The sequence below is a fragment of the Novosphingobium sp. GW821-FHT09E05 genome (assembly GCF_059416165.1).
In genome coordinates this window covers 499,684-524,783 of record NZ_JBWKOQ010000002.1, presented here as the reverse complement: position 1 = coordinate 524,783, position 25,100 = coordinate 499,684, and the positions used below count along the sequence as shown (strand labels likewise).

28 protein-coding genes are annotated in these 25,100 nt (G+C 67.9%); 18 read left to right on the top strand and 10 right to left on the bottom strand.

The features are described from left to right. Window positions 1-90: 90 nt before the first annotated feature. Window positions 91-693 carry a TlpA family protein disulfide reductase gene (locus tag AC07M9_RS14335; RefSeq protein ID WP_494884443.1) on the bottom strand — a complete coding sequence of 201 codons (603 nt, stop codon included), beginning with the start codon at window positions 691-693 and terminating at the stop codon, window positions 91-93. 19 nt (window positions 694-712) lie between these two features. On the opposite strand from AC07M9_RS14335, the gene argH reads away from it, so the two are divergent. The 7 genes from argH (at window position 713) to AC07M9_RS14300 (ending at window position 6,711) form a co-directional block, all read left to right on the top strand. Next, window positions 713-2,089, top strand: coding sequence for an argininosuccinate lyase (gene argH, locus AC07M9_RS14330; protein WP_494884528.1), 1,377 nt, complete (start codon window positions 713-715; stop codon window positions 2,087-2,089). Window positions 2,090-2,093: 4 nt separating this feature from the next. Beyond that, entirely contained in the window at window positions 2,094-2,348 is a 255-nt protein-coding gene (locus AC07M9_RS14325; protein ID WP_494884441.1) for a hypothetical protein, read from the top strand. A gap of 15 nt (window positions 2,349-2,363) precedes the next feature. After that, on the top strand, window positions 2,364-3,623 hold the full coding sequence (gene lysA / locus AC07M9_RS14320; protein WP_494884440.1) for a diaminopimelate decarboxylase: 1,260 nt from the start codon (window positions 2,364-2,366) through the stop codon (window positions 3,621-3,623). Window positions 3,624-3,647: 24 nt separating this feature from the next. Further along, window positions 3,648-4,442, top strand: coding sequence for a precorrin-2 dehydrogenase/sirohydrochlorin ferrochelatase family protein (locus AC07M9_RS14315; protein ID WP_494884438.1), 795 nt, complete (start codon window positions 3,648-3,650; stop codon window positions 4,440-4,442). A 180-nt stretch (window positions 4,443-4,622) separates the two neighbouring features. After that, window positions 4,623-4,814 carry a hypothetical protein gene (locus AC07M9_RS14310; RefSeq protein ID WP_494884437.1) on the top strand — a complete coding sequence of 64 codons (192 nt, stop codon included), beginning with the start codon at window positions 4,623-4,625 and terminating at the stop codon, window positions 4,812-4,814. Between the two features lie 8 nt (window positions 4,815-4,822). Further along, window positions 4,823-5,800 carry a hypothetical protein gene (locus AC07M9_RS14305; protein WP_494884435.1) on the top strand — a complete coding sequence of 326 codons (978 nt, stop codon included), beginning with the start codon at window positions 4,823-4,825 and terminating at the stop codon, window positions 5,798-5,800. Further along, complete coding sequence (locus AC07M9_RS14300; protein WP_494884434.1) at window positions 5,788-6,711, top strand: transposase; 924 nt, start codon at window positions 5,788-5,790, stop codon at window positions 6,709-6,711. Before AC07M9_RS14305 ends, AC07M9_RS14300 begins: the two co-directional genes overlap by 13 nt. Window positions 6,712-6,745: 34 nt before the next feature. Here the strand turns inward: AC07M9_RS14300 and ruvX are convergent, their stop codons facing one another. From ruvX to pyrE, 7 genes are read right to left on the bottom strand one after another with little or no spacing between them, the layout of a single operon-like run. Then, the gene (ruvX, locus tag AC07M9_RS14295; protein ID WP_494884432.1) at window positions 6,746-7,240 is read right to left on the bottom strand and encodes a Holliday junction resolvase RuvX; all 495 of its coding nucleotides are present in this window, start codon (window positions 7,238-7,240) and stop codon (window positions 6,746-6,748) included. Further along, window positions 7,210-8,340, bottom strand: a complete 1,131-nt coding sequence (locus AC07M9_RS14290) for a DUF3089 domain-containing protein (protein ID WP_494884430.1) — start codon at window positions 8,338-8,340, stop codon at window positions 7,210-7,212. Before AC07M9_RS14290 ends, ruvX begins: the two co-directional genes overlap by 31 nt. Then, a complete protein-coding gene (locus AC07M9_RS14285) occupies window positions 8,341-9,453 on the bottom strand; it encodes an AI-2E family transporter (protein ID WP_494884428.1) in 1,113 nt (370 codons plus the stop codon). It abuts the gene before it with no gap. Beyond that, entirely contained in the window at window positions 9,453-10,391 is a 939-nt protein-coding gene (lepB, locus tag AC07M9_RS14280; protein ID WP_494884426.1) for a signal peptidase I, read from the bottom strand. The genes AC07M9_RS14285 and lepB overlap by 1 nt, the downstream gene beginning before the upstream one ends. A gap of 19 nt (window positions 10,392-10,410) precedes the next feature. After that, a complete protein-coding gene (gene acpS, locus AC07M9_RS14275) occupies window positions 10,411-10,821 on the bottom strand; it encodes a holo-ACP synthase (RefSeq protein ID WP_494884425.1) in 411 nt (136 codons plus the stop codon). Between the two features lie 14 nt (window positions 10,822-10,835). Continuing rightward, a complete protein-coding gene (locus AC07M9_RS14270) occupies window positions 10,836-11,579 on the bottom strand; it encodes a pyridoxine 5'-phosphate synthase (RefSeq protein WP_494884424.1) in 744 nt (247 codons plus the stop codon). Between the two features lie 4 nt (window positions 11,580-11,583). Beyond that, a complete protein-coding gene (pyrE, locus tag AC07M9_RS14265) occupies window positions 11,584-12,168 on the bottom strand; it encodes an orotate phosphoribosyltransferase (RefSeq protein WP_494884423.1) in 585 nt (194 codons plus the stop codon). Between the two features lie 206 nt (window positions 12,169-12,374). Here pyrE and coxB point away from each other — a divergent pair, with 206 nt between their 5' ends. From coxB to AC07M9_RS14230, 7 genes are all read left to right on the top strand, one after another. Continuing rightward, on the top strand, window positions 12,375-13,451 hold the full coding sequence (coxB, locus tag AC07M9_RS14260; protein ID WP_494884422.1) for a cytochrome c oxidase subunit II: 1,077 nt from the start codon (window positions 12,375-12,377) through the stop codon (window positions 13,449-13,451). A 27-nt stretch (window positions 13,452-13,478) separates the two neighbouring features. After that, entirely contained in the window at window positions 13,479-15,167 is a 1,689-nt protein-coding gene (gene ctaD, locus AC07M9_RS14255) for a cytochrome c oxidase subunit I (RefSeq protein ID WP_494884421.1), read from the top strand. Window positions 15,168-15,309: 142 nt separating this feature from the next. Beyond that, window positions 15,310-16,245, top strand: coding sequence for a heme o synthase (locus tag AC07M9_RS14250; protein WP_494884420.1), 936 nt, complete (start codon window positions 15,310-15,312; stop codon window positions 16,243-16,245). Window positions 16,246-16,259: 14 nt separating this feature from the next. Further along, window positions 16,260-16,385 (top strand): cytochrome c oxidase system small membrane protein, encoded by a 126-nt coding sequence (locus AC07M9_RS14245; RefSeq protein ID WP_494884418.1) that lies wholly within the window; start codon window positions 16,260-16,262, stop codon window positions 16,383-16,385. Between the two features lie 4 nt (window positions 16,386-16,389). Continuing rightward, on the top strand, window positions 16,390-16,992 hold the full coding sequence (locus AC07M9_RS14240) for a cytochrome c oxidase assembly protein (RefSeq protein WP_494884417.1): 603 nt from the start codon (window positions 16,390-16,392) through the stop codon (window positions 16,990-16,992). A gap of 86 nt (window positions 16,993-17,078) precedes the next feature. Continuing rightward, window positions 17,079-17,900 carry a cytochrome c oxidase subunit 3 gene (locus AC07M9_RS14235; RefSeq protein ID WP_494884527.1) on the top strand — a complete coding sequence of 274 codons (822 nt, stop codon included), beginning with the start codon at window positions 17,079-17,081 and terminating at the stop codon, window positions 17,898-17,900. 91 nt (window positions 17,901-17,991) lie between these two features. Further along, on the top strand, window positions 17,992-18,558 hold the full coding sequence (locus AC07M9_RS14230) for an SURF1 family cytochrome oxidase biogenesis protein (protein ID WP_494884416.1): 567 nt from the start codon (window positions 17,992-17,994) through the stop codon (window positions 18,556-18,558). Between the two features lie 3 nt (window positions 18,559-18,561). Here AC07M9_RS14230 and AC07M9_RS14225 read toward each other — a convergent pair whose 3' ends face one another. Beyond that, a complete protein-coding gene (locus tag AC07M9_RS14225; protein WP_494884415.1) occupies window positions 18,562-19,434 on the bottom strand; it encodes a LysR family transcriptional regulator in 873 nt (290 codons plus the stop codon). A gap of 98 nt (window positions 19,435-19,532) precedes the next feature. Between AC07M9_RS14225 and AC07M9_RS14220 the strand changes: the two genes are divergently transcribed. The 4 genes from AC07M9_RS14220 to AC07M9_RS14205 all read left to right on the top strand — a co-directional run bounded on the left by AC07M9_RS14220 (window position 19,533) and on the right by AC07M9_RS14205 (window position 24,012). Beyond that, window positions 19,533-21,134 (top strand): carboxyl transferase domain-containing protein, encoded by a 1,602-nt coding sequence (locus AC07M9_RS14220; protein ID WP_494884414.1) that lies wholly within the window; start codon window positions 19,533-19,535, stop codon window positions 21,132-21,134. Window positions 21,135-21,222: 88 nt separating this feature from the next. Next, complete coding sequence (locus AC07M9_RS14215; protein WP_494884412.1) at window positions 21,223-21,717, top strand: endonuclease domain-containing protein; 495 nt, start codon at window positions 21,223-21,225, stop codon at window positions 21,715-21,717. Window positions 21,718-21,721: 4 nt separating this feature from the next. Beyond that, window positions 21,722-23,563: an acetyl/propionyl/methylcrotonyl-CoA carboxylase subunit alpha gene (locus AC07M9_RS14210; protein ID WP_494884410.1), complete on the top strand. Its 1,842-nt coding sequence runs from the start codon at window positions 21,722-21,724 to the stop codon at window positions 23,561-23,563. Next, window positions 23,563-24,012 (top strand): MaoC family dehydratase, encoded by a 450-nt coding sequence (locus tag AC07M9_RS14205; RefSeq protein ID WP_494884408.1) that lies wholly within the window; start codon window positions 23,563-23,565, stop codon window positions 24,010-24,012. Before AC07M9_RS14210 ends, AC07M9_RS14205 begins: the two co-directional genes overlap by 1 nt. A gap of 221 nt (window positions 24,013-24,233) precedes the next feature. Here AC07M9_RS14205 and AC07M9_RS14200 read toward each other — a convergent pair whose 3' ends face one another. Further along, window positions 24,234-25,016, bottom strand: a complete 783-nt coding sequence (locus tag AC07M9_RS14200) for an IclR family transcriptional regulator (RefSeq protein WP_494884406.1) — start codon at window positions 25,014-25,016, stop codon at window positions 24,234-24,236. Between the last annotated feature and the right edge of the window lie 84 nt (window positions 25,017-25,100).

The following is a 25,100-nucleotide window of genomic DNA, read 5'->3' as shown; positions in this document are numbered from 1 at the left end:
CGCATTCGGCTCTTTGCATCGTCGATCCATCCACCGCCCGGTAGCCTTGCAGGAAGGCCGCCGCGCGCATGCACTTCATCAACTAACTCGTCACTTCGCTTCCGCGATCAGCTTCAGCGCCTCGGGCGAGGTCCAGTCGTTGCCGCCGGTGTAGCGCCAGACTTCCTTGCCCTGCGTGTCGAACAGTACGGTCACCGGCAGGTTGCCGCCATACTGGAAGCCGAGGTCGCCCTGCTCATCGATCCACGGCTCGATTTGCTCGAGTTCGCGGCGGCGCAGGATTTCGACGACCTTGTCGGCCTGCCCGGTGTCCTGCGAGATCGGCAGGATCGTCACACCCAGTTCCGGCTCGCGGGCGATCAGCTTGGCGAGCGTGGGCATCTCGGCGATGCACGGCGCGCACCAGGTCGCCCACAAGTTGATGAGCAGTGGCTTGCCCTTGAACGAGGACAGGTCGAGGCTTTCGCCCGTATTGTCGACGAGGCTGACGGTCGGCATGGCCTCGCCCTTGTGCGATCGGTCGAGCTTGTCGGACTTGGCGGCGGGCTGTGCTGGCCCCGCCTGCTGCGCACCTTCGGAAGCCTGCGGTTGCGCCTGCTTGTCGCTTTGCCTATCGCAGCCCGCGATCAGGAGGGCCGAGGCCCCGGCGAGCGAACACAGGACGAGCGACTTGAGCGATGTGAATGACGGCAAGGGTGGGGGCTCCAATGCAATGTGGGGCGGGCGGTTCGCGCAGGGACCGTCGGCGATCATGCGCGAGATAAACGCCTCGATTCCCTTCGACAAGGCATTGTGGCGGCAGGACATCGCCGCCAGCAAGGCGCACGTCGCGATGCTGGGCGCCTGCGGCGTCGTTTCGGGCGAGGACGCGGTGACCATCCGCGACGGCCTCGACGCGGTCGCGGCCGAGTACGAAGCGCAGGGCGTGCCCGAGGACTGGGACCTCGAGGACATCCACATGACCACCGAATCGCGCCTCGCGCAGCTGATCGGGCCGGTCGCCGGACGCCTCCACACCGCCCGTTCGCGCAACGACCAGGTCGCCACCGACTTCCGCCTCTGGGTCCGCGATGCCATGGACCAGGCGCTGTCCGGCCTCGAGGCGCTCCAGGTCGCGCTGGTCACCCGTGCGGATGAGCATGCGGACAGCATCATGCCCGGCTTCACCCACCTGCAGACCGCGCAGCCCGTCACGCTCGGCCATCACCTGATGGCCTACTACGAGATGACCGGCCGCGATCGCTCCCGCTTCGCCGATGCGAGGAAGCGCATGAACCGCAGCCCGCTGGGCGCGGCGGCGCTGGCCGGCACCGGCTTCCCGATCGACCGGACGATGACCGCGCAGGCGCTCGGCTTCGACGGGCCGACCGACAACAGCCTCGATTCGGTGTCCGACCGCGACTTCGCACTCGACTACCTGATGGCCGCCGCGCAGTGCTCGCTGCACCTCTCGCGCCTCGCCGAAGAGTTCATCATCTGGGCCAGCCAGCCGTTCGGCTTCGTGACGCTGCCCGATGCGCTGTCGACCGGTAGCTCGATCATGCCGCAGAAGAAGAACCCCGACGCCGCCGAACTGGTGCGCGGCCATGCGGGTCGGATTTCCGGCTGCCTGGTCTCACTGATGATGACGATGAAGGGCCTGCCGCTCGCCTATTCGAAGGACATGCAGGACGACAAGCCGCCGGTGTTCGAGGCCGCCAGCCTGCTGGCGCTGTCGATCGCGGCGATGACCGGCATGGTCGCCGAGACGAAATTCCGCATCGACCGGATGCGCGGCGCCGCCGAACTCGGCTTCGCCACTGCCACCGATCTTGCCGACTGGCTGGTGCGCGAGGGCGACATCCCCTTCCGCGAGGCGCACCACATCACCGGCGCCGCGGTCAAGCTGGCCGAGGGCCGGGGCATGGCGCTCGACCAATTGCCGCTGGACGACCTCAAGGCCATCGACAGCCGCATCGACGAGCGCGTATTCAAGGCGCTCTCGGTCGAGGCATCGGTCGCCGCGCGCAAGTCGCATGGCGGCACCGCGCCCGACCAGGTGCGTCTGCGGGTGGCCGAGGCCCGTGCGGCGCTGGGTCTGGAGAAGTAAGTCGATGCGCAAGATGGCGATTATCGTGATGGTCCTGGCGCTCGCCGCCTGCGGGCAGCGCTCGCCCCTCGCGCTCAAACCGGGGCAGCAACTGCCGCCCGCGCCTTACGGCCGGGCGGACAAACCCTCGGCGACCGAACTCCTGACGGCATCGCCCGTCGCCATTCCCGAGCGCAGCGTCGAGCTGCGCACCCGCTCCGAGGAGCGCGCGGACGATCCCTTCGATCTGCCGCCGCCCGAAGCGCCCCAGCCCCAGTAAGGCAGCGAAAATTCCATGGATCATTTCGGACTCGTAGACGGCGAACTCCACGCCGAGCAGGTGCCGCTTGGCACCATCGCGCGTGAAGTCGGCACCCCCGTCTACGTCTATTCGCGCGCCACGCTTGCGCGCCACGCCAGGGTATTCCGCGAGGCGCTCTCGGCGCTGCCCAAGGTGCACATCGCCTTCGCGGTGAAATCCAACCCCAACCTCGCGGTGCTGCGCCTGCTCGCCAGGGAAGGCTACGGCGCCGACGTCGTCTCCGAAGGCGAGATGAACCGCGCGCTCGCCGCGGGGATGAAGCCGGAAGACATCGTGTTCTCGGGCGTCGGCAAGACCCGCACCGAACTGACCGCCGCGCTGCGCGCCGGGATCGGCCAGTTCAACCTCGAGAGCGAGGAGGAGGGCGTGGAGCTCGCCGCTCTGGCCGTTGATCTCGGTGCCCGCGCCACCTGCACCCTGCGCGTCAATCCGGACGTCGATGCGAAGACCCACGCCAAGATCTCCACCGGCAAGGCGGAGAACAAGTTCGGCGTCGCCTACGACCGCGCCGCGGGCATCTATGCCCGCCTGTCGGCGCTGTCGGGGCTGGCGATGCGCGGGCTCGCCGTCCACATCGGCAGCCAGATCACCGATCTCGAACCCTCGCGCCAGGCCTTCCTCAAGATGGGCGCGCTGATGGAAGACCTGCGCGCGCAGGGCGAAACCGTCACGCACATGGACCTCGGCGGCGGCCTCGGCGTGCCTTACAAGGCCGGTGACGAACTGCCGACACCTGCCGACTACGGCCGCCTCGTCAGCGAAGTCGCGCAAGGCTGGGGCGTCACCCTGATGTTCGAGCCGGGCCGTGTCATCACGGGGAACTCGGGCGTGCTCGTCACCGAAGTGGTGCGAGTCAAGGAGGGCACCAGCAGGCCGTGGGTGGTGGTCGACGCCGCCATGAATGACCTCGCCCGCCCCGCCATGTACGACGCCTGGCACGACTTTGCCGCTGTGAACCCCACGGGCGAGACGATGGTCGCCAACATCGTCGGCCCCATCTGCGAAAGCTCGGACACCTTCGCCATGGGGCGCGAGATCGACGTAGTGAAGGCTGGCGACCTCGCGGTGTTCCGCACTGCCGGGGCCTACGGTGCGACGATGGCCAACACGTACAACAGCCGCGCGCTGGTGCCCGAGGTCATGGTCGACGGCGACAGGTGGGCGATCGTCGCGAGTCGCATCGAACCCGCCGCCATCCTCGCCGCCGAGCAGGTGCCGGACTGGCTGGATTGAGCCTGGCCTGCTAGGCTTGGCGCCATGATCGAAACCCTGCCCCTGTTCCACCGCATCGCCGGCACCCCGGTCGTGGTGCTGGGCGGGGGCGAGGGGGCCGAGGCCAAGCGGCGGCTGGTCGAGCGGGGGGGTGCGGTGGTGCTCACCGACCTTGCCGAGGGCATCGCGGCCGGGGCGCGGCTGGCCTTCATCGCCCACGAGGACGCGGCTGCCGCCGAGGCCGACGTGGCCAGAGCCCGTGCGGCCGGAATGCTGGTCAATGCTACCGATCGTCCCGCGCTCTGCGACTTCACCGTCCCCTCCATTCTCGACCGTTCGCCGGTTCTGATCGCGGTCGGCACCGGGGGCGCATCGGCGGGACTTGCCAAGCAGTTGAGGCTGCGGCTCGAGGCGCTGCTGCCGCAGTCGCTGGGCGCGCTGGCCGCTGCGCTGGGCGCGGCGCGCGCTGCGCTGCGCCAGCGGTTTCCCGAGGCCGGTGAGCGTCGATGTGCGCTCGATACGGCGCTGGCGGCCGGCGGCGCGCTCGATCCCCTGGCCGAGCACCACGCCGGCGCCGTAGCGGCATGGCTGGCGGGAGCACAGGCGGGGGAGGCTGGCGTGTTCGAGATCACCCTGCGCAGCTGGGACCCTGACGACCTGACGCTTCGCGAAGCCCGTTTGCTCGGTGCGGCCGACCTGGTTGTCCACGATTCGCGAATCGGTGCGGAAGTGCTCGACCGGGCCCGCGCCGACGCGGTGCGCAGGGTCGATGGCGCAATGCCGTCGGATAATCCAACGGGCCGCCTGACGGTCGTACTGAAGGTTCCCACCGGAGGTTAGCGCTCCACAACCCCGAAAAAACCGCGTTCGTCTAGCTCCATCACCCACGGGCGATTTGTCGCCGGGATATGTATTCGTCGAAGGCTATCGGCTTTTACTGTGGCAGTTGCCGATGACATTTTTTTAATTCAACATATCAGCTGGGGATGCGGCAGGAGTCTCGACATGGGACCTTCGAGCATGGCAGCGATACATGTGGACGCGGCAGCGCAGTGGCGACGGGTAGAGCCTGTCGGCCGCGCTCTCCTGCACGACCTCGCCGCGCCGACAGGCGTGTGGGGCAGCCGGGACGATTGCGCACGGACAGACGCCAACGACGACAATCACGCAGAACTGCGGTCCTGCCTCTACCCGTTCCACCGGCAGGACTGACGCCCGTTATGGAACTGCGCGGCGCGCTGGCCGCTCTTCGGCAGGACGACATCGAGTGGGAGCGCGGCCAGCACGCGCTCGCCAGGACGCTCGGCGCGTGGCGCGCGGAGCCGATGGTGGCGCCCGTGCTGGCGGCCATGGAGCGCTTCGGGTGCGGCGCCCCGCTCGACCGTTGCAAGGCCCTGGCCCGGATGTTCGAGGGGCCGGCCACGCGCGCACAGGCGTTTGCCGGCAGTCTCATCGCTGCGGGGCTGGCGGCTCTCGACGGTCATCCGCTTGGCCAGTTGCCGCTGCGCCACGCAGGCCGGGACGCTGCCCCGCAACTGGTGCTGGCGGAGGCGGGCGCCGCTATGCTGTCGCTTGTGGCCTACGACGGTGCCCCGCTCGCGGTCCTGCCGCTCCCGCGTACCGCACGCTTCCGCCCGGTCGAGACGTGGAACCGGGTGCTCGCGGGAACGGGATGGGCCGACCATGTGCGCCTTGGCGGAGACCGGGCCGCAGGTACGCCGCTCGGGTCCGGCCGCGTGGACCTGGCGGCGGGCACCGCCTACCACTGCTTCGGCCCGCGCGAGCTGTTCGAGGTGCGCCGCGTCGAAGGCGTCATGGCGGTCCTGCGGCTGGAACGCCGGCTCGACGACCATGAACCGGTGCGCGAATACGCCCTGGCCGATGGGGCGCTGGTACATCAGGCCAGCGCGCGCCGGGAAGACGGCCGCGACGAGCTGGTCGTGGAACTTCTCGGCCGGATGAAGCGGATCGACGCGGTCCCGCAGATGGCGCGCGTGGCGCTGGGCGGCGGCGGGGAGGCGCTGCGCTGGCAGAGCTTGCGCGAAGTGATCGCGCTCGATGCGCTGGCCGGCGTGGAACTGCTCGGGCAGGTCGCCGCCGATCCCGAGGATCCCCTCGGGCCGCAGGCGGCTTCGCTGCTTGCGGTGCTGCTGCAATCCCGACCCGACCTCAGGCGGGCGGCGTCATGGCCCGCCTGATCGCGGCGCCCGATCCGACTTCGGCCAGTCTGGCAGAAGTATGCGAGGCGCTCGCCGTGTGGGGTTTCGACCCTTCGGAGGACGAGAGCGTCGCCCACGCCGCCAACTGGCTGCGGCGTCTCGGCAACGACCGCGACTTCCTGGGGGACGTTCTCATAGAGATGCTGTCCGGCCGGTCTCCGGGAGGCCGCACGGCGAGCCGCCTGGCGGGAATGGGTGGGGGCGGGGGCTCGGGCAACCGCGTCGTCCTCGCCGCGCCGGGCCGGGGGCACTATTCGATCAGCGCCAGCATCTGGCCCTCGGCGGACGAACGCACCCTGCACGCCAGCGGCCCGGACGCCTTCGGTTATGGCCAGGCGCGCGACTACAACCACGATTTCCTCACGCTCGGCTATTTCGGCCCGGGCGTGACATTCGACGAGTACGAGTATCTCTATCCGGCGGTCGCCGGCTGGAGCGGCGAGCCGGTTGAACTGCGCAGTCTCGGCCGCTCGCAGCTCGAGCCCGGCCAGCTCATCCATTGCCGTGCGCACCGCGACGTCAACGTGCCGTACCCGCCACCGGCGCTCTCGGTGGCGCTGACGCTGACGCATGAGCACGCGGCGAACGGCTGGATGGACCACTATGTGTTCGACCTGGAGGAGCGCCGTATCGCGCGGGTGCTGGGGCATGGGCCGAGCGAGACTTTCCTGCGCATCGCCGTCGCGCTGGGCGGTGAAGAGGCGCAGGACCTCGCCACCCGCTTCGGCCGCCATCACCCCAGCGACCGCATGCGCCTCGTGGCCTGGCGGGCGCTGGCGGGCGCCGCGCAAGGCATCGAGGCGCAGGACCGCGTCTGGCGCGAGGCTGAAGGCTGCGGCAGCCGCGTCGTCGCGGTGGCGGCGGTGAAACGACGGGAGATGCTGGGGTAGGCTCGGTCCTGCTGGTGCAGGATCGATGACACCTCTAGAACAGCCCGCCGACCAAGGCGTCGACCGCGCCCTGGAGGATCACCGCCGCCGCCGCCGAATCGATGCGCGTTGCGCGTTTGGCACGGCTCATGTCCTGGTCGATGAGCCCGCGCTCGGCGCTGGTGGTGGACCAGCGCTCGTCCCACAGCAGGATCGGCAGGCCCAGCACCGAAAGGTTGCGGGCATAGGCGCGGCTGGACTGCGCGCGCGGGCCTTCCGAGCCGTCCATGTTGAGCGGCAGGCCGATGACGATGCCCCTGATCCACCGCTCGCGGATCAGTTCCTGCATGAGCGCCTTGTCGGCGCCGAACTTGCCGCGCTTGAGCGTCTTGCCGGGCGAGGCGATGCGCCAGCCGGCGTCGGCGAACGCGGTGCCGATGGTCTGGCTGCCGAGGTCGAGGCCCATGAGCCCACCGCGCCCGGGCAGCACGTCGCGGAAGGCGAGCGCGCCCGTCGTAATCAGCGCTGCGGGTTGTGTGCTGTCTGCCATGCGGCCACGCGTCTTTCGAAATCGGCCCGGAGATTGGCCCAGAACAGCGTCACGTCATAGAGATGGTAGTTGTTTCCGGGAAGCACGTAAGGCCCCATGTCGAGCTTGGGCGGCTCGCCGATGTGGAGAAAATGGTCGGGTCCGCAGGCGGCCGGAACCACGCCAGCTGTCAGCGCGCCGCCGCCGGCCTTGAAGTCGGGGACGAGGGTGCCGAGGTTGGCGGCTGCGTCCGAACCTGTGTTCTGGGTTCCGGTGAGCGGGTTGGTACACAGGAACGCGCTGCCCGCCACCGACTGTCCGTCCAGCCCGGTGCGGCGACCGTAGGCGCGCGCCAGCATCTCGGTGTCGGCGGGATCGGCGACCGTGAGCCAGCTGACCACGCAGCGCGGCTGGTCGGCGCGCTCGCAGGCGGGGAGGCCCATGCGCGGCAGGTCGTGGTCCAGCGAGACCGGCCAGCCGATCACCCAGGCGCCCACCAGCCGGTCGGCCAGCGGCGTACCGGCCACACGGTCGCGCAGCAGGCGGCGCAGCAGGAACGCGCCCTGGCTGTGCCCGGCGAGCGCGATCGGTTGGTCTTCGGGCAAGTGGCGAGTGAAGACCTCGAAGGCGGCGATCACGTCGCGGTAGGCGAGGTCGATCGCCTGCGTCGCCTCGGGCTTGTCCGTGAGGAACGCGCCGACCGCCGCCTGCCGGTAGCGCGGCGCCCAGAGTGCCTCGGCCTCATTGAACGGGCTCGCCATCCCTCGCACGAACAGGGCGGCGCGGTCGCGGCTGGTCCGGTCGTCCAGCGCGGCATTCCAGGCGTCGCGCGCGATGTAGCTGGTCGGGTGGATAAAGAACACGGCGACCGGCAGCTTCTGCGCGGGCGGGGCGACGCCGGGCGGGAGCCAGGAGGCAGGATCGTCCTTGAGGCCGGGCCGCGAGACCCACATCGCCGGGTTCTCCCACGATTGGGAGGCCATGGCATTCTGCGGGGAGAACGATACGCCGGGCACGAAGGCCAGCTCGGTCAGGTCGTCCGACCAGACGCGCAGGGCCACCATCAGCAGCAGGAGCGCGACGGTGACGGCCGCGATCAGGTACAGGAACTTGCGCGCCACTCAGGCTCTCTCCAGCTTCCCGACATCCTCGGCCGGTTCGCCGCCGTTACGGGCGGCTTCGCGTTCGAGCCAGATCTTGATCATCGCCACCAGCGGATCGGCGAGCGCAAGGCCAAGCAGACCGAACAGCACGCCCATGATGAGCTGCGCGGCGAGTACCAGCGCGGGCGGCAGGTCCACGGTCTTGCGAGCGATGTAGGGGACGATCAGGTAGCCGTCGATCAGATGGATGAGCAGGTAGACGAAGATCGTGTAGACCCCCATCTCGGCGCTGACCGAGAAGCCCACCAGCACCATGATCGCGCCCGATATCGGCGCGCCGATGTTGGGCAGGAAGGCGAGCAGGCCGGTGATGAGGCCGAGCAGCACCGCCATCGGCACGCCGAACAGTTGCAGCATGAACCATGTGAACAGCCCCTCGACGGTCATGCCGATGACGCGCCCGAACAGCAGGCGGCGCAGCGCGCGGCCCATGACCTGCGCGGTCGTCTCGAAGTGGTCGCGGCGGTCGACCGGCAGCATCCAGCCCACGCCGCGGCGGTAGAGGCGCGGCTCCATCGCGATGTAGATGCCCAGAACCAGGATCAGGAACAGTGTTGTGAGCCCTCCGAGCAGTCCGCCGAGCACTGCTGTGACCTGACCGATGCCGCCCATCGCCTCCTGCGCGATCGAGCGCACGTCGCGCACCCTGATTTCCATGCCGTGCCGCGCCAGCCAGGCGAGCCCGCGGTGGAACTGGCTCTCGATCGTGTCGGGGAGTTCGGCGGCCTGCTGGGTGATCTGGCTACCCGCGAAGCGCGCCAGCCACAGCATGAACAGCATCGCTGCGAGCAACACCAGCGCCACGCGCCACCCGCGCCCGATCGGCAGTACGCGGCCGATCATGCGGGCGCCGCCGTCTATCAACGCGGCGAAGACGATGCCGCCGAAGATGACCAGCAGCGACTGTGACAGGAATACCCCAAGCGCGAAGAGGGCGACCATGCCGATCCATACGAACGCCTTGCGCGCCTCGTGCCGGATCAGCGGGTCGGAGATGTCGGTCGGCCCGGGGCGGGTGGGGGTTGCGTCCTCTTCCCCCGTTTCGGGTTCGGGGCCGCCCGTGCTGGCCATCAGCGCGCGGCCTCGGGCTGGATGCGGGCGGCGTCAATCGGTGGGCGCAGGCTGGTGAAGGCGCGCCCGTCACGCAGCGCGCTCCACCACGTCAGCGGGTTCCAGCTCTGCGTGCCGTCAAGCGAGAAGGTGATGAATTCCGCTCGCCCGCCGATGTCCGAAAGCGGCACCGGACCGCCGAGCCCGCCTTCGCCTTCGCCGCGTGCGTTCACGTAGAACGGTGCACGGCTGTCGGCCGAACGGTCTCGGTCGTCGCCCATCAGGAAGACATGGCCTTCTGGCACCGTGATCTCCGCATAGTTGTCGAGGTCCTGCGTGATATAGTCGATCACCTGGTAACTCGCGCCGTTGGGCAGGGTTTCACGGTAAGTCGGGAGTTCGTAGACCTCGCGGCCGCTGGGCAGCCGGGTGCGGTACTGGCCGAAGCCGTCGTAGCAGTGGCCGGGCTCCTGCCCCTCGCAGGTGAGGGCGTCGTCGGCGGCGATCTGCACCGGCGGCTCGATCTCGCGGGGGATGAACTTGCCGTTGAGCCGGATGCGCCCGTCGATCACGGCGATGCGGTCGCCGGGGCGGGCGACCACGCGCTTGATGAGGTCGGCCTTGCGGTTGCCGGGCACGACGATGACGATGTCGCCGTACTCCGGAACCTGCCCGAGGATGCGCAAGGTCGCGCGAGGCAGCAGGTGGAAGCTGAGCGACGACCAGTTCCAGCCGTAAGGGTACTTCGACACCACCAGCCGGTCGCCCACCAGCAGCCCCGGCATCATCGAGATCGAGGGGATGTAGAAAGGCTTGGCGATGAACGAGTGGAACGCCAGCACGCCCAGCAGCATCAGGAACAGGCCGCGCAGCTCCTGCAGCCAGTTGGTTGCGGCCTTCGCGTCTTTTGCCGGCTGGGGTGCGGGCAGCGGGGCCATCGGGGCGGTATGCTCGGTCATGGTGGCGGTGGGACTCGGGTCAGGCGGGAGCGGAAGGGCGGGCTTCGATGATGACGAAGGCCTGCGCCCAGGGATGGTCGTCGGTGAGCGTCAGGTGGAGGACCGCCTCGTGCCCGGCGGGGATCATCGAGTCCAGCCGGGCCTTCGCTCCGCCGGTGAGCGCCAGCGTCGGAGCGCCCGAGGGGGCGTTGACCACGCCGATGTCCTTCATGAACACGCCGGCCTTGAACCCGGTTCCGACCGCTTTCGAGAAGGCCTCCTTGGCGGCGAAGCGCTTGGCCAGCGTGCCAGCGACGGTATGCGGACGGCGCGCGGCCTTGGCCTGCTCGACCTCGGTGAAGACGCGTTGGAGGAACCGCTCGCCGAAGCGGTCGAGCGAATTCTGGATCCGCTCGATGTTGCAAAGGTCCGAGCCGAGGCCGATGATCATGCCGCCTTATCCATTCACCGCACCTCATCCATCAGCGCGCGCATCTTCTTCACGCTGGTTTCCAGCCCGGTGAAGATCGCCTCGCCGATGAGGTAGTGTCCGATGTTGAGTTCCGCCAGCTGCGGGATGGCGGCGATGGGCTGGACGTTGTCGTAAGTGAGGCCGTGGCCGGCGTGGGGCTCGATGCCGTTCTTGGCGGCGAGCGCGGCCATGTCGACGATGCGGCGCAGCTCGTGCTGCACGGCTTCGCCCTCTGCATGGGCATATTCGCCGGTGTGGAACTCCACGACCGGCGCGCCGAGCTGCATCGCCGCTTCGATCTGGCGCGGCTCGGGGGCGATGAACAGGCTGACGCGGATGCCCGCATCGGTCAGGCGCGCGACGATCGGGGCGAGCCGGTTGTGCTGGCCGGCCGCGTCGAGCCCGCCCTCGGTGGTGCGCTCCTCGCGCCGCTCGGGTACGATGCAGGCGGCGTGGGGCTTGTGCCGCAGCGCGATCGCCAGCATCTCGTCGGTGGCCGCCATCTCCAGGTTGATCGGCAGGCCGGTGGCCTCGAACACGCGCTGGAGGTCCTCGTCGCGGATGTGGCGTCGATCCTCGCGCAGGTGCACGGTGATGCCGTCGCCGCCGGCCTGCGCGACGATCTGCGCGGCCCGCGCGGGGTCCGGATGCTCGCCGCCGCGCGCGTTGCGGATCGTCGCGACGTGGTCGATGTTGACGCCCAGGCGAAGCCGAGCGGGGTTGTGCACGCTGCTCACGAAATTACGCCTGCGCCCGGCTGCCGGGCTTGATCGCGGGGGTGGCGGCGAGGTCCGCCGGCAGCTCGTCGGGCGCGTAAGTCGGGAAGTTGAGCGCCACGAGCGGGAAGAACGGCACGCCGAGGTCCACCGATCCGGCCGAGCGGTCCACCAGCGACGCGGCGGCGATCACCTGGCCGCCTGCTTCCTCGATAGCCTTGATGGCCTCGCGGCTGGAGAGGCCGGTGGTCACCACGTCCTCGACCATCAGGACCTTGTCGCCCGGCTCGAGCGAGAAGCCGCGGCGCAGCTCGAAGGTGCCGGTCGGGCGCTCGACGAACATCGCGTCGACCTGCAGCGCGCGGCCCATCTCCTGGCCGATGATGACCCCGCCCATCGCCGGCGAGACGACCTTGTCGATCTGCCTGCGGATGTCGTGCGGCAGGTTCGCGGCGATCGCGACGGCAAGGCGCGCGGCGCGGGCCGGGTTCATCAGTACACGGGCGCACTGCAGGTAGTGCGCGCTGTGGCGCCCGGAGGACAGCAGGAAGTGTCCTTCCAGCAATGCCTTGCTGGCGCGGAACTCGGCGAGGACCTCTTCTTCGGTCATTACGGACAATACCTCCGGAGCGATTTGCTTTGATCTGGCGCACTTGTGTCGCGCCTAGCGTCAAAATTTCCCCTAGAGGCGCTTGAGACACGCGGCAAGCGCGCGTATACGCCCGGCCAAAGGGGGCGAATGCCTCCAAAACAGGGGTGCGCGCAAGCCGAGGCGAATCGGATGCGCGTTCGAAGGAAGTGGAAGCGCAAAAAACCATGACATTCGGTAAAACTATTCATGGCCTGGGGCAGGCAATCGGAGGTCTCGGGCTATCCGTGGCCGCTCTCCTCACTGCCGCCGTCCCCGCTTTTGCGCAAGGTGCGGCCTCGTCCGCTCCGGCTGCGCCTTCCGCTCTTGCCACCGGCGCCGCGCAGGGCGCCGCGGTCGCCTCGGGCGCGGGCAGCTACGTCCCGATGAAGCCCGTCGAGGGTATCGGCATGCCGATCGACGGCGCCTACGGCCTGCAGACCCAGTTCTCCAAGACCGGCGAATACGGCGAGTGGATCCACAACATCATCCTGATGCCGATCATCACTCTGATCTGCGTGCTGGTGCTGGCGCTGCTGGTGGTCATCGCCGTGCGCTTCAACCGCCGCCGCAACCCGGTCGCCTCGAAGACCAGCCACAACACCCTCCTCGAAGTGGTGTGGACGCTGGTCCCGGTGCTGATCCTGATCGGCATCGCGGTCCCTTCGATCGACCTCATCGCCAAGCAGTACAAGCCCGCCCCCGAAGGCGCGCTGACCATCAAGGTCACCGGCAACCAGTGGTTCTGGACCTACGGCTACCCCGACAACGGCGACTTCGAGGTCATCTCGAACATGCTCAACATCGCGGGCCAGCCGGTCATCAACAACGGCGTGCGCAACGTCGGCACCAAGCCCTGGGACGGCCCCTCGCACCTCGAGGTGGACAACCGCATGGTCGTGCCGGTGGGTGAGCCCATCCGCCTGCAGATCACCGCGGCCGACGTGATCCACTCGTTCGCCGTGCCCTCGCTGTGGTTCAAACTCGACGCCGTGCCGGGCCGCATCAACGAGAAGGTCCTCGTGGTCGAGAAGCCGGGCGTCTACTACGGCCAGTGCTCCGAGCTTTGCGGCGCCAAGCACGGCTACATGCCGATCGCGGTCGAGGCCCTGCCGCGCGACAAGTACAACGCCTGGGTCCTGACCCACGCCGGCGGCGCGATCGACACCGGCAAGAAGCCGGTCGCGGCCGCCGCGGCAGCACCGGCTCCGGCAGCGGACGCATCGGAGGCTCCGGCCGTCGATGCCACCGCCGAAGCCGAATAACAGAAAATTCCAGGACAGGGTCCCACCATGGCAACCACTGCTGATCACTTCCAGGCCCACGCGGACGACCACGGGCACGGCCACGACCATGACCACAAGCCGGCGTTCTTCGCCCGCTGGTTCATGTCGACCAACCACAAGGACATCGGCACGATGTACCTGATCTTCGCGATCATCGCGGGGATCGTGGGCGGCGCCTTCTCGGGCATGATGCGCCTCGAACTCAACCACCCGGGCATCCAGTACCTCGATACCTTCGCCCGCTGGTTCGGCGCGGTGAACCCGGACTTCAATACGACCCTGCACACCTGGAACGTCCTGATCACCGCCCACGGCCTGATCATGGTGTTCTTCATGGTCATGCCAGCGATGATCGGCGCCTTCGGCAACTGGTTCGTGCCGCTGATGATCGGCGCGCCGGACATGGCCTTCCCGCGCATGAACAATATCTCGTTCTGGCTGACGGTCGCGGGCTTCGTGTCGCTGCTGTGCTCGGCCTTCGTGCCGGGCGGCACCGGCAACGGCGCCGGCACCGGCTGGACGGTCTACGCACCGCTGTCGACCAGCGGCTCGCCGGGACCGGCAGTGGACTTCGGCATCTTCTCGCTCCACCTTGCGGGCGCCGGCTCGATCATGGGCGCGATCAACTTCATCACCACCATCCTCAACATGCGCGCGCCGGGCATGACCCTGCACAAGATGCCGCTGTTCGTGTGGTCGATGCTCGTCACCGCCTTCCTGCTGCTGCTCTCGCTGCCGGTCCTCGCCGCGGCGATCACCATGCTGCTGACCGACCGCAACTTCGGCACCACTTTCTTCGACGCCTCGGGCGGCGGTGACCCGATCCTCTACCAGCACCTGTTCTGGTTCTTCGGCCACCCCGAAGTCTACATCATGATCCTGCCCGGCTTCGGCATCATCTCGCAGATCGTCTCGACCTTCTCGAAGAAGCCGGTGTTCGGCTACCTCGGCATGGCCTACGCGATGGTCGCGATCGGCGTCGTCGGCTTCATCGTCTGGGCGCACCACATGTATGCGACCGGCCTTTCGGTGAACACCAAGATGTACTTCACCGCGGCGACCATGGTCATCGCGGTCCCCACCGGCATCAAGATCTTCTCGTGGATCGCCACGATGTGGGGCGGCTCGGTTACCTTCAAGTCGCCGATGGTCTGGGCGCTCGGCTTCATCTTCCTGTTCACCGTGGGCGGCGTCACCGGCGTCGTGCTGGCGAACGGCGGCGTCGACGACGTGATGCACGACACCTACTACGTCGTCGCGCACTTCCACTACGTGCTGTCGCTGGGTGCGGTCACCGCGCTGTTCGCCGGGTTCTACTACTGGTTCCCGAAGATGAGCGGCCGCATGCACTCGGAATTCCTGGCGCATGTCCACTTCGTGATCTTCTTCATCGGCGTGAACATGATCTTCTTCCCGATGCACTTCCTCGGCCTGCAGGGCATGCCGCGCCGCTACCCCGACTATGCCGAGGCCTACGAGCACTGGAACCACGTCGCCACCATCGGCTACATGGTGATGGCCGCCAGCCTCGTGGTGTGGTTCGTCAACATCGTATACGCCTACACCGCCGGCAAGAAGGCTGCCGACAACTACTGGGGCGAAGGCGCGACCACGCTCGAGTGGACGCTTTCGAGCCCGCCGCCTTACCACCAGTTCGAGACGCTTCCTGTCATCGGGGATACCGTCCACCACTGACCCGCCCGGCTCCATGCAGCCGAGCCGCCAAACAACGATCCAGGGCCACTCGAGCGAGCAGCCCTGGATTGCTTGCATTAGGGGCCTCTCCTTTTCACGGCTCTCGCTTTACCGGCGCCCGCAGGTGTATGATCGAATGACAATGACGATTCCCAACCCCGCGCCCGCCGCGAGCAGCAGCGCCCCGCTTCCGGCGGACTGGCGCGACCTTTTCGCGCTGACCAAGCCCCGCGTGATGAGCCTGGTCATCTTCACCGGCCTGTGCGGGCTGCTTGCCGCGCCGCAGTCGATCCACCCGGTACTGAGCTTCACCGCCATCCTATGCATCGCCATGGGCGCGGGCGGCGCCGCCGCGCTAAACCAGTGGTGGGAGGCCGACCTCGACGCCGGCATGAAGCGCACCGCGCAGCGCCCGATCCCGCAGGGCCGGCTCGACCGCACCACCGCGCGCGACTTCGCGGGCGTCCTGTGCGCCGCCTCGGTCTTCCTCATGGGCGTCGCGATCGGCTGGCTGGCCGCCGCGATCCTGGCGATCTCGATCGTCTACTACGCGGTCGTCTATACGATCTGGCTCAAGCCCCGCACCCCGCAGAACATCGTCATCGGCGGCGGAGCCGGGGCGTTCCCGCCGCTGATCGGCTGGGTCGCCGCGACGGGTCATATCTCGCTCATGCCGGTGGTGCTCTTCGCGATCATCTTCATGTGGACCCCGCCGCACTTCTGGGCGCTCGCGCTGTTCGTGAAGACCGACTACGCCAAGGTCGGCATCCCGATGATGCCGGTGGTCGCGGGCGAGCGTTCGACCCGCCGCCAGATTCTCGTCTACTCGGTGCTGCTGCTGCCGCTCAGCGCGCTGCCCTGGTGGCTGCCGGGCGACGAGCACACCGGCGCGGTCTACGGCGTCTCGGCGCTGGTGCTGTCCTCGGTGTTCCTCGCCTTCGCGGTCCGCGTCGGCCTGCGTGAGCGGACCGGCCCGGACGATGCCATGAAGCCCGAGAAGCAGATGTTCGCCTATTCGGTGCTCTACCTCTTCGCGCTGTTCGCGGCGCTCGTCGCCGACCGCTTCATCGCCCTCTGATCGGAATATTCGTGATGACCCAGCCCCGTATCCAGAAGACCGCGGAGCAGATCCGCCGCAGCCGCAACCGCGTGCTGGGCCTCGGTCTTGCCGCGTTCGTCGTGCTGATCTTCTTCATCTCGATCGCCAAGATGAGCTGATGCGATGACCAGCGCCGCCGATCTCCAGCCCTTGCGCAAGGCCCGCAACCGGCGGACCGGGCTGATGGCCCTTTCGGCCGCGCTGGCAATGCTGGGCCTGGGCTATGCCTCGGTGCCGCTCTACCGGATGTTCTGCGAGGCGACCGGCTTCGGCGGTACCACCAAACGCGTCGACGAGGCTCAGGCGGCGACGGTCCAGGACAGCGGCCGGACGATCTCGATCCGCTTCGACGCCAATGTGGAGCGCGGCATGCCCTGGCAGTTCAAGCCGCTGCAGCGCACCGACACGGTGTCGATCGGCGCGCGCGACATGGCGTTGTTCTGGGCAAGGAACACTTCGGATAAGACGGTGACCGGCACCGCCAGCTTCAATGTCGAGCCCGAACAGGCGGCGCGCTATTTCAACAAGATCCAGTGCTTCTGCTTCACCGAGCAGGTGCTCAAGCCCGGCGAGGAAGTGCGCATGCCGGTATTGTACTACATCGATCCGGCGATCCTGGATGATCCCGACAACAAGGACGTCCAGCAGATCACGCTGAGCTACACTTTCCACGTCACCTCTACAGGCGACGCAAAGACACTGGACCGAACTCAAGCAGGCGGTTAAGGCCGCCACGGGAACCGTTTGCGTGATAATCCGCCAAGGCGCGACGCATACGGAAGACAGATTGGATGAACGGGGACGAAGGCACCATGGCTGGCACGAAGAACCACGATTACCACATCCTGCCGCCGGACATCGCGCCGCTCGCGACGACCATCGGCGCCTTCACCTTCACCACCGGCATGGTCCTGTTCATGCACGACATGCCCGGCGGCAAGTTCGTGCCCTGGCTGGGCATGGCGATCCTGCTCGCCTCGATGTTCATGTGGTTCTCCAAGATCGTCCACGAAGCCCACGCGGGCGACCACACGCCGGTCGTCCAGCTGCACCAGCGCTACGGGATGATCCTGTTCATCGCGTCGGAAGTGATGTTCTTCGTTGGCTGGTTCTGGGCGTTCTTCGACTTCTCGCTGTTCCCGTCGACGCTGGCCGAGGTGGTCGGCGGCCAGTGGCCGCCCAAGGCGATCGAGGCGGTGATGGACCCCTTCGCGCTGCCGCTGCTCAACACGCTGATCCTGCTGTGCTCGGGCACCACGGTTACCTGGGCGCACCACTCGCTGATCCATGGCGACCGTGACGGCCTCAAGAAAGGCCTCTGGGCGACGATCCTGCTGGGCGTGTTCTTCTCGTTCATCCAGGGCTACGAGTACCTGCACGCGCCCTTCGGCTTCGGTGGTAACACCTACGGTTCGGCCTTCTACATGGCGACCGGCTTCCACGGCTTCCACGTCATCGTCGGCACGATCATGCTGATCGTCTGCCTCGTGCGCACCTACAAGGGCGACTTTACGCCGCGCCAGCACTTCGGCTTCGAGGCCGCCGCCTGGTACTGGCACTTCGTCGACGTGGTGTGGCTGTTCCTCTTCGTCGCGGTCTACATCTGGGGCGGCTGGGGCTACCCGACGCACTGATCGTTCGACCCGGTCGATACGCAAACGAAAGGGCAGCCGGACTTCGCTTCGGCTGCCCTTTTCGCATCCAATCTCCAGCGCCAGGAACACCATGCGCCGCATTCCCGTCTTCGCCACCATCGTCGTCCTCGCCGCGGTTGGCCTGATGGTCGCGCTGGGCTTCTGGCAGCTCAAGCGGCTGCACCAGAAGGAGGGGCTGTTGGCGCACTACGCGGCGGCCAAGGGCAACCCCGCGCCGGTGGAGTGGACCTCCAAGGGCCCGGGCGAGGACCTGCTCTACCGCCGCTCGCACCTCGAATGCGCGCACCTGGGCGCACGCAGCGGCATCGCCGGACGCAATGCGGCGGGCGAGTCCGGCATCGCCCAGACTGCCCGGTGCGCGCTTGCGGGCGGGGGCACCGCGCTGGTGGTGATGGGCTGGTCGCAGCAGCCGCTGGCGGGCGAGGGCTGGAAGGGCGGCCCGGTCCGCGGGGTGATCGCGCCGGGTCCGCGCCTCGTCGCCGACCCGCCGGTCGCCGGGCTCCAGGCCAACGCCATCCCCGACCCGTCGGAACTGCCCAACAACCACCTCTCCTACGCAGGCCAGTGGTTCCTGTTCGCGGCTACCGCACTGGTGATCTACGTCCTCGCGCTCAGGCGCCGGAAAGCCGACCGGTAAGGGTCACCCTTTGCGGTAATGCGCCCGGACGAGGCCGATGAACGGGCTGGCCAGCGCCCCGGCGATATGCGCCTCGCCGGCGTGGAGCAGGCCGATCTCGCGCACCAGTTCGAAGTCGCGCACCGGGACGAAGTGCTCGGGCCCCGAGGCGAAGCATTCCGGCATCATGCCCACCCCGGCGCCGCTGCGCACGACCGCGAGCACCCGCTCGTCGCTGGTGGTTTTGAGCACGAATCGCGGCCGCACACCCCTCGCCACGAAGAAGCGGTTGATTTCGGGCAGGGCCTCGCAGTGGCGGCGCAGGGCCATGCGGTCGCGGGCGAGCTGCTCGGCCTCGACTTCGCTCTCGCCGGCCAGGGGATGGTCCGGGGGGAGCACCATCATGTAGCGTTCGCGCGCCAGCACCTCGGGATGGAATCGCGCATGGTGGGGGCGCACGGCGGTGAGCGCCACGTCGATCCTGCCGCGCTCCAGGCGATCGGTCATGTCGCGTTCGGTGCCGTCCAGGATTTCCAGCGCTTCGCCCGATCCGAGCGCGCGGTGGCGGGTCAGCCAGTCCTCGATCCACGGGGTCGGGATGGTGTTCAGCACGCCGATGCGCAGCAGCGTCGGATCGGTCACTTCGCTCAGTTCGACCAGTGCATGCTCGTATTCCGCCGCGATCCGCCGTGCGCGGACAAGGAATCGGCTGCCGGCCGGGGTCAGGGCCACGCCCTGACTGTCGCGGTCGAACAGACGTGCACCCAGTTCGCGCTCCAGTTTGGCTATTCCGGACGACAGCGTGGGCTGCGTGACGCTCACCCGCTTGGCGGCGCGGCCGAAGCCGCCGGTTTCGGCCACGGCGAGGAAATAGCGCAGGAGGTATTGGTCGATCATAGACAGTGTCTATGGCAAGCTACGGAAACTTTCAATTTCCGCTGCCCGGCTCGGTTGCCTAGATAGACGTGGCAAATCGAAATATAAAAGGAAGAGGCATGAGCGCGCCGGTCCTGCAGACCAATGTCAACCTCGACAGCCCCGAGGCCAAGGCGCGCGATGCCCACAACCGCGCGCTCGTGGCCGAGCTTCGCGAACGGGTAGCCAAGGCCGCACTGGGCGGCGATCAGCGTTCGCGGGACCGCCACGTCTCGCGCGGCAAGCTGCTTCCGCGCGACCGGGTGGAGCGCCTGCTCGATGCCGGCTCGGCCTTCCTCGAGATCGGCCAGCTCGCCGCCAATGGCCTCTATGGCGACGAGGTGCCGGGCGCCGGCCTGATCGCCGGGATCGGCCGCGTTTCGGGCCGCCAGTGCATGATCTTCGCCAACGATGCGACGGTGAAGGGCGGGACCTACTTTCCGCTGACCGTCAAGAAACACATCCGAGCGCAGGAAATCGCCCAGGCCAACCGCCTTCCTTGCGTCTACCTCGTCGACAGCGGCGGCGCCAACCTGCCCAACCAGGCCGAGGTCTTCCCCGACCGCGACCACTTCGGCCGCTTCTTCTTCAACCAGGCGCAGATGAGCGCCGCGGGCATTCCGCAGATCGCCAGCGTCATGGGCAGCTGTACGGCGGGCGGCGCCTATGTCCCGGCGATGAGCGACGAGAGCGTCATCGTGAAGGAGCAGGGCACGATCTTCCTCGCCGGCCCGCCCCTGGTGCAGGCCGCGACGGGCGAGATCATCTCGGCCGAGGACCTCGGCGGCGGCGACCTGCACAGCCGCAAGTCCGGCGTCACCGACCACCTCGCCGAGGACGACGAGCACGCGCTGACCATCGTGCGCGACATCGTCAGCCACCTCGGCCCGGCGCATCGCCACGACCTCGCCCGGCAGGAACCCCGCCCGCCGAAGTACGCGGCCGAGGAGCTGTACGCCATCGTCCCGGAAGACGTGCGCGCGCCCTACGACGTTCACGAGGTGATCGCCCGGATCGTCGACGGCAGCGAGTTCCACGAGTTCAAGGCGCTCTACGGCACCACGCTGGTCTGCGGTTTCGCGCATATCCACGGGCTGCCGGTGGCGATCCTCGCCAACAACGGCGTGCTGTTCTCGGAGTCCGCGCAGAAGGGCGCGCACTTCATCGAACTGGCCTGCCAACGCCGTATTCCGCTGCTGTTTCTGCAGAACATCTCGGGCTTCATGGTCGGCGGCAAGTATGAGGCCGAGGGCATCGCCAAGCACGGCGCCAAGCTCGTCACCGCTGTCGCCACCGCGCAGGTGCCCAAGCTGACGGTGCTGATCGGCGGCTCGTTCGGCGCCGGCAACTACGGCATGTGCGGCCGCGCCTACGATCCGCGCTTCCTGTTCACCTGGCCCAACGCGCGCATCTCGGTGATGGGAGGCGAGCAGGCGGCGAGCGTGCTGGCGACGGTCCACCGCGATGCTGCCAAGTGGTCTGCCGAAGAGGCGGAAGCCTTCAAGGCACCGATCCGCGAGAAGTACGAGGACGAGGGTAACCCTTACTACGCCACCGCGCGGCTGTGGGACGACGGGGTGATCGATCCGGTGCAGACGCGCGACGTGCTGGCCCTGGCGCTGGAAGCGTGTCTCGAAGCACCGATCGCGGAGGCGCCCCGCTTCGGGGTGTTCCGGATGTGAGGGCGTGGAGACCAACTCCTCCCCGGAACGGGGAGGTGGCAGCGCGAAGCGCTGACGGAGGGGCCGGGAGCTCTCCGGTACGACTGCCGTGAGCGGCGAGGCGCCTCCCCCGCACCACCATTCTGCGGACAATTCTCCTATCCGTTCCGGCGAAGACCGCGGACGTGCCCGGCATCGGACCCTTGGCGCAAGCGAAGGCAATGTCCGATTTGCCCGCAAGCTGCGGCAGGACATGTCGCTGCCGGAGGTCCTGCTCTGGCGTGAGCTTCGCGGAAAGCCGGTGGGTCTCAAGTTCCGCCGCCAGTTCCCGATTGCAGGGTACGTCGCCGATCTTGCCTGCGTCGAAGTGCGCCTTCTGATCGAGATCGACGGCATCGCGCACGATAGGGGCGATCGACCTGCCGCTGATGTTCGTCGCCATGCGGTTCTTGCCGGCAAGGACTGGCACGTCCTGCGCATGGCCGCGAAGGAAGTTCTCGCGGATGTGTCTGTCGCCGCGACCGCGATCGTTGCTTTTGCCGAGAGCCTTCGGCCCCTCCGCCCCTGCGGGGCACCTCCCCGTTCCGGGGAGGATTTGGAGTAATCCCATGATCACATCCCTGCTCATCGCCAACCGCGGCGAAATTGCCTGCCGTGTCATCCGCACCGCGCGCGAGCTTGGTATCCGCACCATCGCGGTCTACTCCGACGCCGACGCGCAGGCGCTGCATGTGCGTGAGGCGGATGAGGCCATCCACATCGGCCCCTCGCCGACGCGTGAAAGCTACCTGGTGGGCGAGAAGATCCTCGCCGCCGCCCGGCAGGCCGGCGCCGAGGCCATCCACCCCGGCTACGGTTTCCTGTCGGAGAACGCGGAATTCGCACAGGCCGTGATGGACGCCGGCATCGTCTGGGTGGGCCCCAATCCTTCGTCGATCACCGCGATGGGCCTGAAGGATGCCGCCAAGACACTGATGGCCGAGGCGGGTGTACCGGTGACCCCGGGCTACATGGGCGCCAACCAGGAGCCCGACTTCCTCGCCACCGAGGCCGCGAAGATCGGCTATCCGGTGCTTATCAAGGCGGTCGCGGGCGGCGGCGGCAAGGGCATGCGGCTGGTCGAGGCCCCGTCCGATTTCATCGACGCGCTCGCCTCGTGCAAGCGCGAGGCGGCAAGCTCGTTCGGCAATGACCACGTCCTGATCGAGAAGTACATCGCATCGCCCCGCCACATCGAGGTGCAGGTCTTCGGCGACAAGCACGGCAACGTCGTCCATCTGTTCGAGCGCGACTGCTCGCTCCAGCGCCGCCACCAGAAGGTCATCGAGGAGGCCCCCGCACCGGGCATGGACGCGGCCACCCGCGAAGCGCTCTGCGCCGCCGCCGTGCGCGCTGCCAAGGCGGTGGACTATGTCGGCGCGGGCACGATCGAGTTCATCGCCGACGGTTCGGGCGCGCTCGATGCGGAGCGTATCTGGTTCATGGAGATGAACACCCGCCTGCAGGTCGAGCACCCCGTCACCGAGGAAATCACCGGCGTCGATCTCGTCGAATGGCAGCTGCGCGTGGCCAGCGGCGAACCACTGCCGCTTTCGCAGGAAGACCTGACGATCGACGGCTGGGCGATGGAAGCGCGCCTCTATGCCGAGGACCCGGCCAAGGGCTTCCTGCCCAGCATCGGCCGCCTCGAACTCCTGCAGTTCGGTGAGGCCGAGGGCGGCCGCATCGACACCGGCGTGTACGAAGGCGCCGAAGTCTCGCCGTTCTACGACCCGATGATCGCCAAGGTCATCGCCTGGGGCGAGGACCGCGAGGAAGCGCGCGAGCGGCTGGGCGAGATGCTGGAGGACAGCGCGGTCTGGCCAGTGCGCACCAACGCCTCGTTCCTCGTCAAGGCGCTGCAGCATCCCGACTTCGCGGCGGGCAAGGTCGACACCGGGCTGATCGGCCGCGACGGCGAGGCATTGGCCGAGCCGCCGGTCCCTTCGGCCGAATCGCTGCGGGTCGCCGCGCAGGCGCTGGTTCCGGCGACCATGGCGCCCGGCCTCAGGCTCAACGCCCCGGCGGTGCGCAGCGCATGGTTCGTGCTCGACGGCGAGAAGATCGAGGTCGAACTCGAGGGCGAAGGCAGCGACGAGCCGATGCCCGGCGTTCTCGTCACCGAGCAGGGGCAGGCCTGGCTGCTCGCACCCTGGCGGCGAGACGGTGCGCATGGGGCGGCCGCCGGATCGGGCGCCATTCTCGCGCCGATGCCGGGCAAGGTCATCGCCGTCGAGGTTGTGCAGGGGCAGGCGGTGACCAAGGGCCAGAAGCTGCTCACGCTCGAGGCGATGAAGATGGAACACACGCTCACCGCGCCGTTTGATGGCGTGGTCGCCGAACTCAACGCCAGCGCCGGCCAGCAGGTGCAGGTCGACGGGCTGCTGGTGAAGATCGAGGAGACCGAATAATGCCCGGACGCTTCTTCGACGAATGGCAGGTCGGTGACCGCATCACCCACCAGCCCAGCCGAACCGTCACCGAGACCGACAACCTGCTGTTCTCGGCGATGACGCACAACATGCAGCCGCTGCACCTGGACGCGGAGGCGGCCAAGGCCAGCGAGTTCGGGCAGATCCTGGTCAACTCGACCTTCACCTTCAGCCTCGCGGTGGGGCTCTCGATCGCCGACACCACGGTCGGCACGCTCGTCGCCAACCTCGGCTTCGACAAGGTGGTGACGCCCAAGCCGACCTTCATCGGCGATACCGTCACCTGTTCGAGCGAGGTGGTGGAGATGCGCGAAAGCCAGTCGCGGCCGGGGCAGGGGATCGTCGTGTTCAAGCACGAGCTGACCAACCAGCGCGGGGAGACTGCACTGTCGATGCTGCGGACGGTGTTGTTGAAGAAGAAGGCTTAGGGCGGATACGCCCCCGTTTGAGGCCTGAATCCTTCGTTTGGATGGCTTGTGAATCAACAAATCAATTCGTCGTCCCCGCGAAGGCGGGGACGCCGCTTGTTCTTCTTAGGGCGCAAGGAAGCGGGGCCCCCGCCTTCGCGGGGGCGACGGGAGTCTTCCGGTGGGATCACTCACCTTTGCAGCGGTTCTGAGCGATCAGGATGGCGACACAGCATTGTTGTTTACCCCTCCAACTGCTCCCCAAGCGACCGCGCCGCGCCTTTCAAGGCCTCCTTCAGCCGCGGCAGTTCGCTCCGCAACGCCGCCCCGATGCCGATCGCGACCAAGGCATGTCCCGGCCGGCGCATGTCGTCGCGGCCGCCTTTCCAGACCGGCGCGGCGATCACCGTGACGCCGGCGATGTAGTGCCCGGCATCCACCGCCACGCCGCTCACGCGCGCGTCCTCGACCTGTGCGAGCCATTCGTCCCAGCTCGGCGCCTCGTCCCAGCGCAAGTGTTCGAAGCGCGGCTCCAGCGCGCTGACCGGGTAGTTCCCGAAGGCGGCGATGCAGCGCCCGGTGGCCGAAACCAAGGCAGGGAAGCGGCTGCCGACCTGGGTGGAGAGCTGGAAGTTCTGCCCCGACTGCGACATCGCGGTCACGATGATGTGGTCGAGCCCGAAGACCTGCACCCCCAGCGTGGTGATCCCGAACTCGCGCGCGAGGCGGTCCAGCGGGGCCTGCGCGAGGTCGTTGAACTGGTCGCGCCGCAGCCACGCGCGGGCCAGCGTGAGCACGCCGGCATCGAGGGTGTAGCGCTTGGTATCGGCGTCGAAAGCCACCAGTTCCTCGGCCACCAGCGCGCGCAGCACGTAGAGGCAGGTGCTGGGCACCAGTCCCAGTTCGCGCGCGATCGCCTGCACCCCCATCGGTACGCCGCGCTTGCCGAGCAGGCGGAGCACCGCCGCGGCACGGGCGATGGCGGGGGCCTTGCTGGCCTTCATGGTGTCGTCGAGGTCCGTCATTCAATATAGTGAATAACATTCAATATTTACAAAAACAACCATGCCGTGCAACACCCTGCTGAACACAAGAACAATCTCCGGCCG

What these genes read in the sequence shown, in the direction of transcription:
- lysA (WP_494884440.1), top strand. Translation starts at nt 2,364, where the DNA reads ATGGATCATTTCGGACTCGTAGACGGCGAACTCCACGCCGAGCAGGTG.
- AC07M9_RS14305 (WP_494884435.1), top strand. Translation starts at nt 4,823, where the DNA reads ATGGAACTGCGCGGCGCGCTGGCCGCTCTTCGGCAGGACGACATCGAG.
- AC07M9_RS14240 (WP_494884417.1), top strand. Translation starts at nt 16,390, where the DNA reads ATGACCAGCGCCGCCGATCTCCAGCCCTTGCGCAAGGCCCGCAACCGG.
- AC07M9_RS14300 (WP_494884434.1), top strand. Translation starts at nt 5,788, where the DNA reads ATGGCCCGCCTGATCGCGGCGCCCGATCCGACTTCGGCCAGTCTGGCA.
- acpS (WP_494884425.1), bottom strand. Translation starts at nt 10,821, where the DNA reads ATGATCATCGGCCTCGGCTCGGACCTTTGCAACATCGAGCGGATCCAG.
- AC07M9_RS14250 (WP_494884420.1), top strand. Translation starts at nt 15,310, where the DNA reads ATGACGATTCCCAACCCCGCGCCCGCCGCGAGCAGCAGCGCCCCGCTT.
- AC07M9_RS14315 (WP_494884438.1), top strand. Translation starts at nt 3,648, where the DNA reads ATGATCGAAACCCTGCCCCTGTTCCACCGCATCGCCGGCACCCCGGTC.
- AC07M9_RS14245 (WP_494884418.1), top strand. Translation starts at nt 16,260, where the DNA reads ATGACCCAGCCCCGTATCCAGAAGACCGCGGAGCAGATCCGCCGCAGC.
- ruvX (WP_494884432.1), bottom strand. Translation starts at nt 7,240, where the DNA reads ATGGCAGACAGCACACAACCCGCAGCGCTGATTACGACGGGCGCGCTC.
- ctaD (WP_494884421.1), top strand. Translation starts at nt 13,479, where the DNA reads ATGGCAACCACTGCTGATCACTTCCAGGCCCACGCGGACGACCACGGG.
- AC07M9_RS14210 (WP_494884410.1), top strand. Translation starts at nt 21,722, where the DNA reads ATGATCACATCCCTGCTCATCGCCAACCGCGGCGAAATTGCCTGCCGT.
- AC07M9_RS14235 (WP_494884527.1), top strand. Translation starts at nt 17,079, where the DNA reads ATGGCTGGCACGAAGAACCACGATTACCACATCCTGCCGCCGGACATC.
- coxB (WP_494884422.1), top strand. Translation starts at nt 12,375, where the DNA reads ATGACATTCGGTAAAACTATTCATGGCCTGGGGCAGGCAATCGGAGGT.
- AC07M9_RS14230 (WP_494884416.1), top strand. Translation starts at nt 17,992, where the DNA reads ATGCGCCGCATTCCCGTCTTCGCCACCATCGTCGTCCTCGCCGCGGTT.
- AC07M9_RS14325 (WP_494884441.1), top strand. Translation starts at nt 2,094, where the DNA reads ATGCGCAAGATGGCGATTATCGTGATGGTCCTGGCGCTCGCCGCCTGC.
- AC07M9_RS14205 (WP_494884408.1), top strand. Translation starts at nt 23,563, where the DNA reads ATGCCCGGACGCTTCTTCGACGAATGGCAGGTCGGTGACCGCATCACC.
- AC07M9_RS14220 (WP_494884414.1), top strand. Translation starts at nt 19,533, where the DNA reads ATGAGCGCGCCGGTCCTGCAGACCAATGTCAACCTCGACAGCCCCGAG.
- AC07M9_RS14285 (WP_494884428.1), bottom strand. Translation starts at nt 9,453, where the DNA reads ATGGCCAGCACGGGCGGCCCCGAACCCGAAACGGGGGAAGAGGACGCA.
- AC07M9_RS14225 (WP_494884415.1), bottom strand. Translation starts at nt 19,434, where the DNA reads ATGATCGACCAATACCTCCTGCGCTATTTCCTCGCCGTGGCCGAAACC.
- pyrE (WP_494884423.1), bottom strand. Translation starts at nt 12,168, where the DNA reads ATGACCGAAGAAGAGGTCCTCGCCGAGTTCCGCGCCAGCAAGGCATTG.
- lepB (WP_494884426.1), bottom strand. Translation starts at nt 10,391, where the DNA reads ATGACCGAGCATACCGCCCCGATGGCCCCGCTGCCCGCACCCCAGCCG.
- AC07M9_RS14200 (WP_494884406.1), bottom strand. Translation starts at nt 25,016, where the DNA reads ATGACGGACCTCGACGACACCATGAAGGCCAGCAAGGCCCCCGCCATC.
- AC07M9_RS14310 (WP_494884437.1), top strand. Translation starts at nt 4,623, where the DNA reads ATGGCAGCGATACATGTGGACGCGGCAGCGCAGTGGCGACGGGTAGAG.
- argH (WP_494884528.1), top strand. Translation starts at nt 713, where the DNA reads ATGTGGGGCGGGCGGTTCGCGCAGGGACCGTCGGCGATCATGCGCGAG.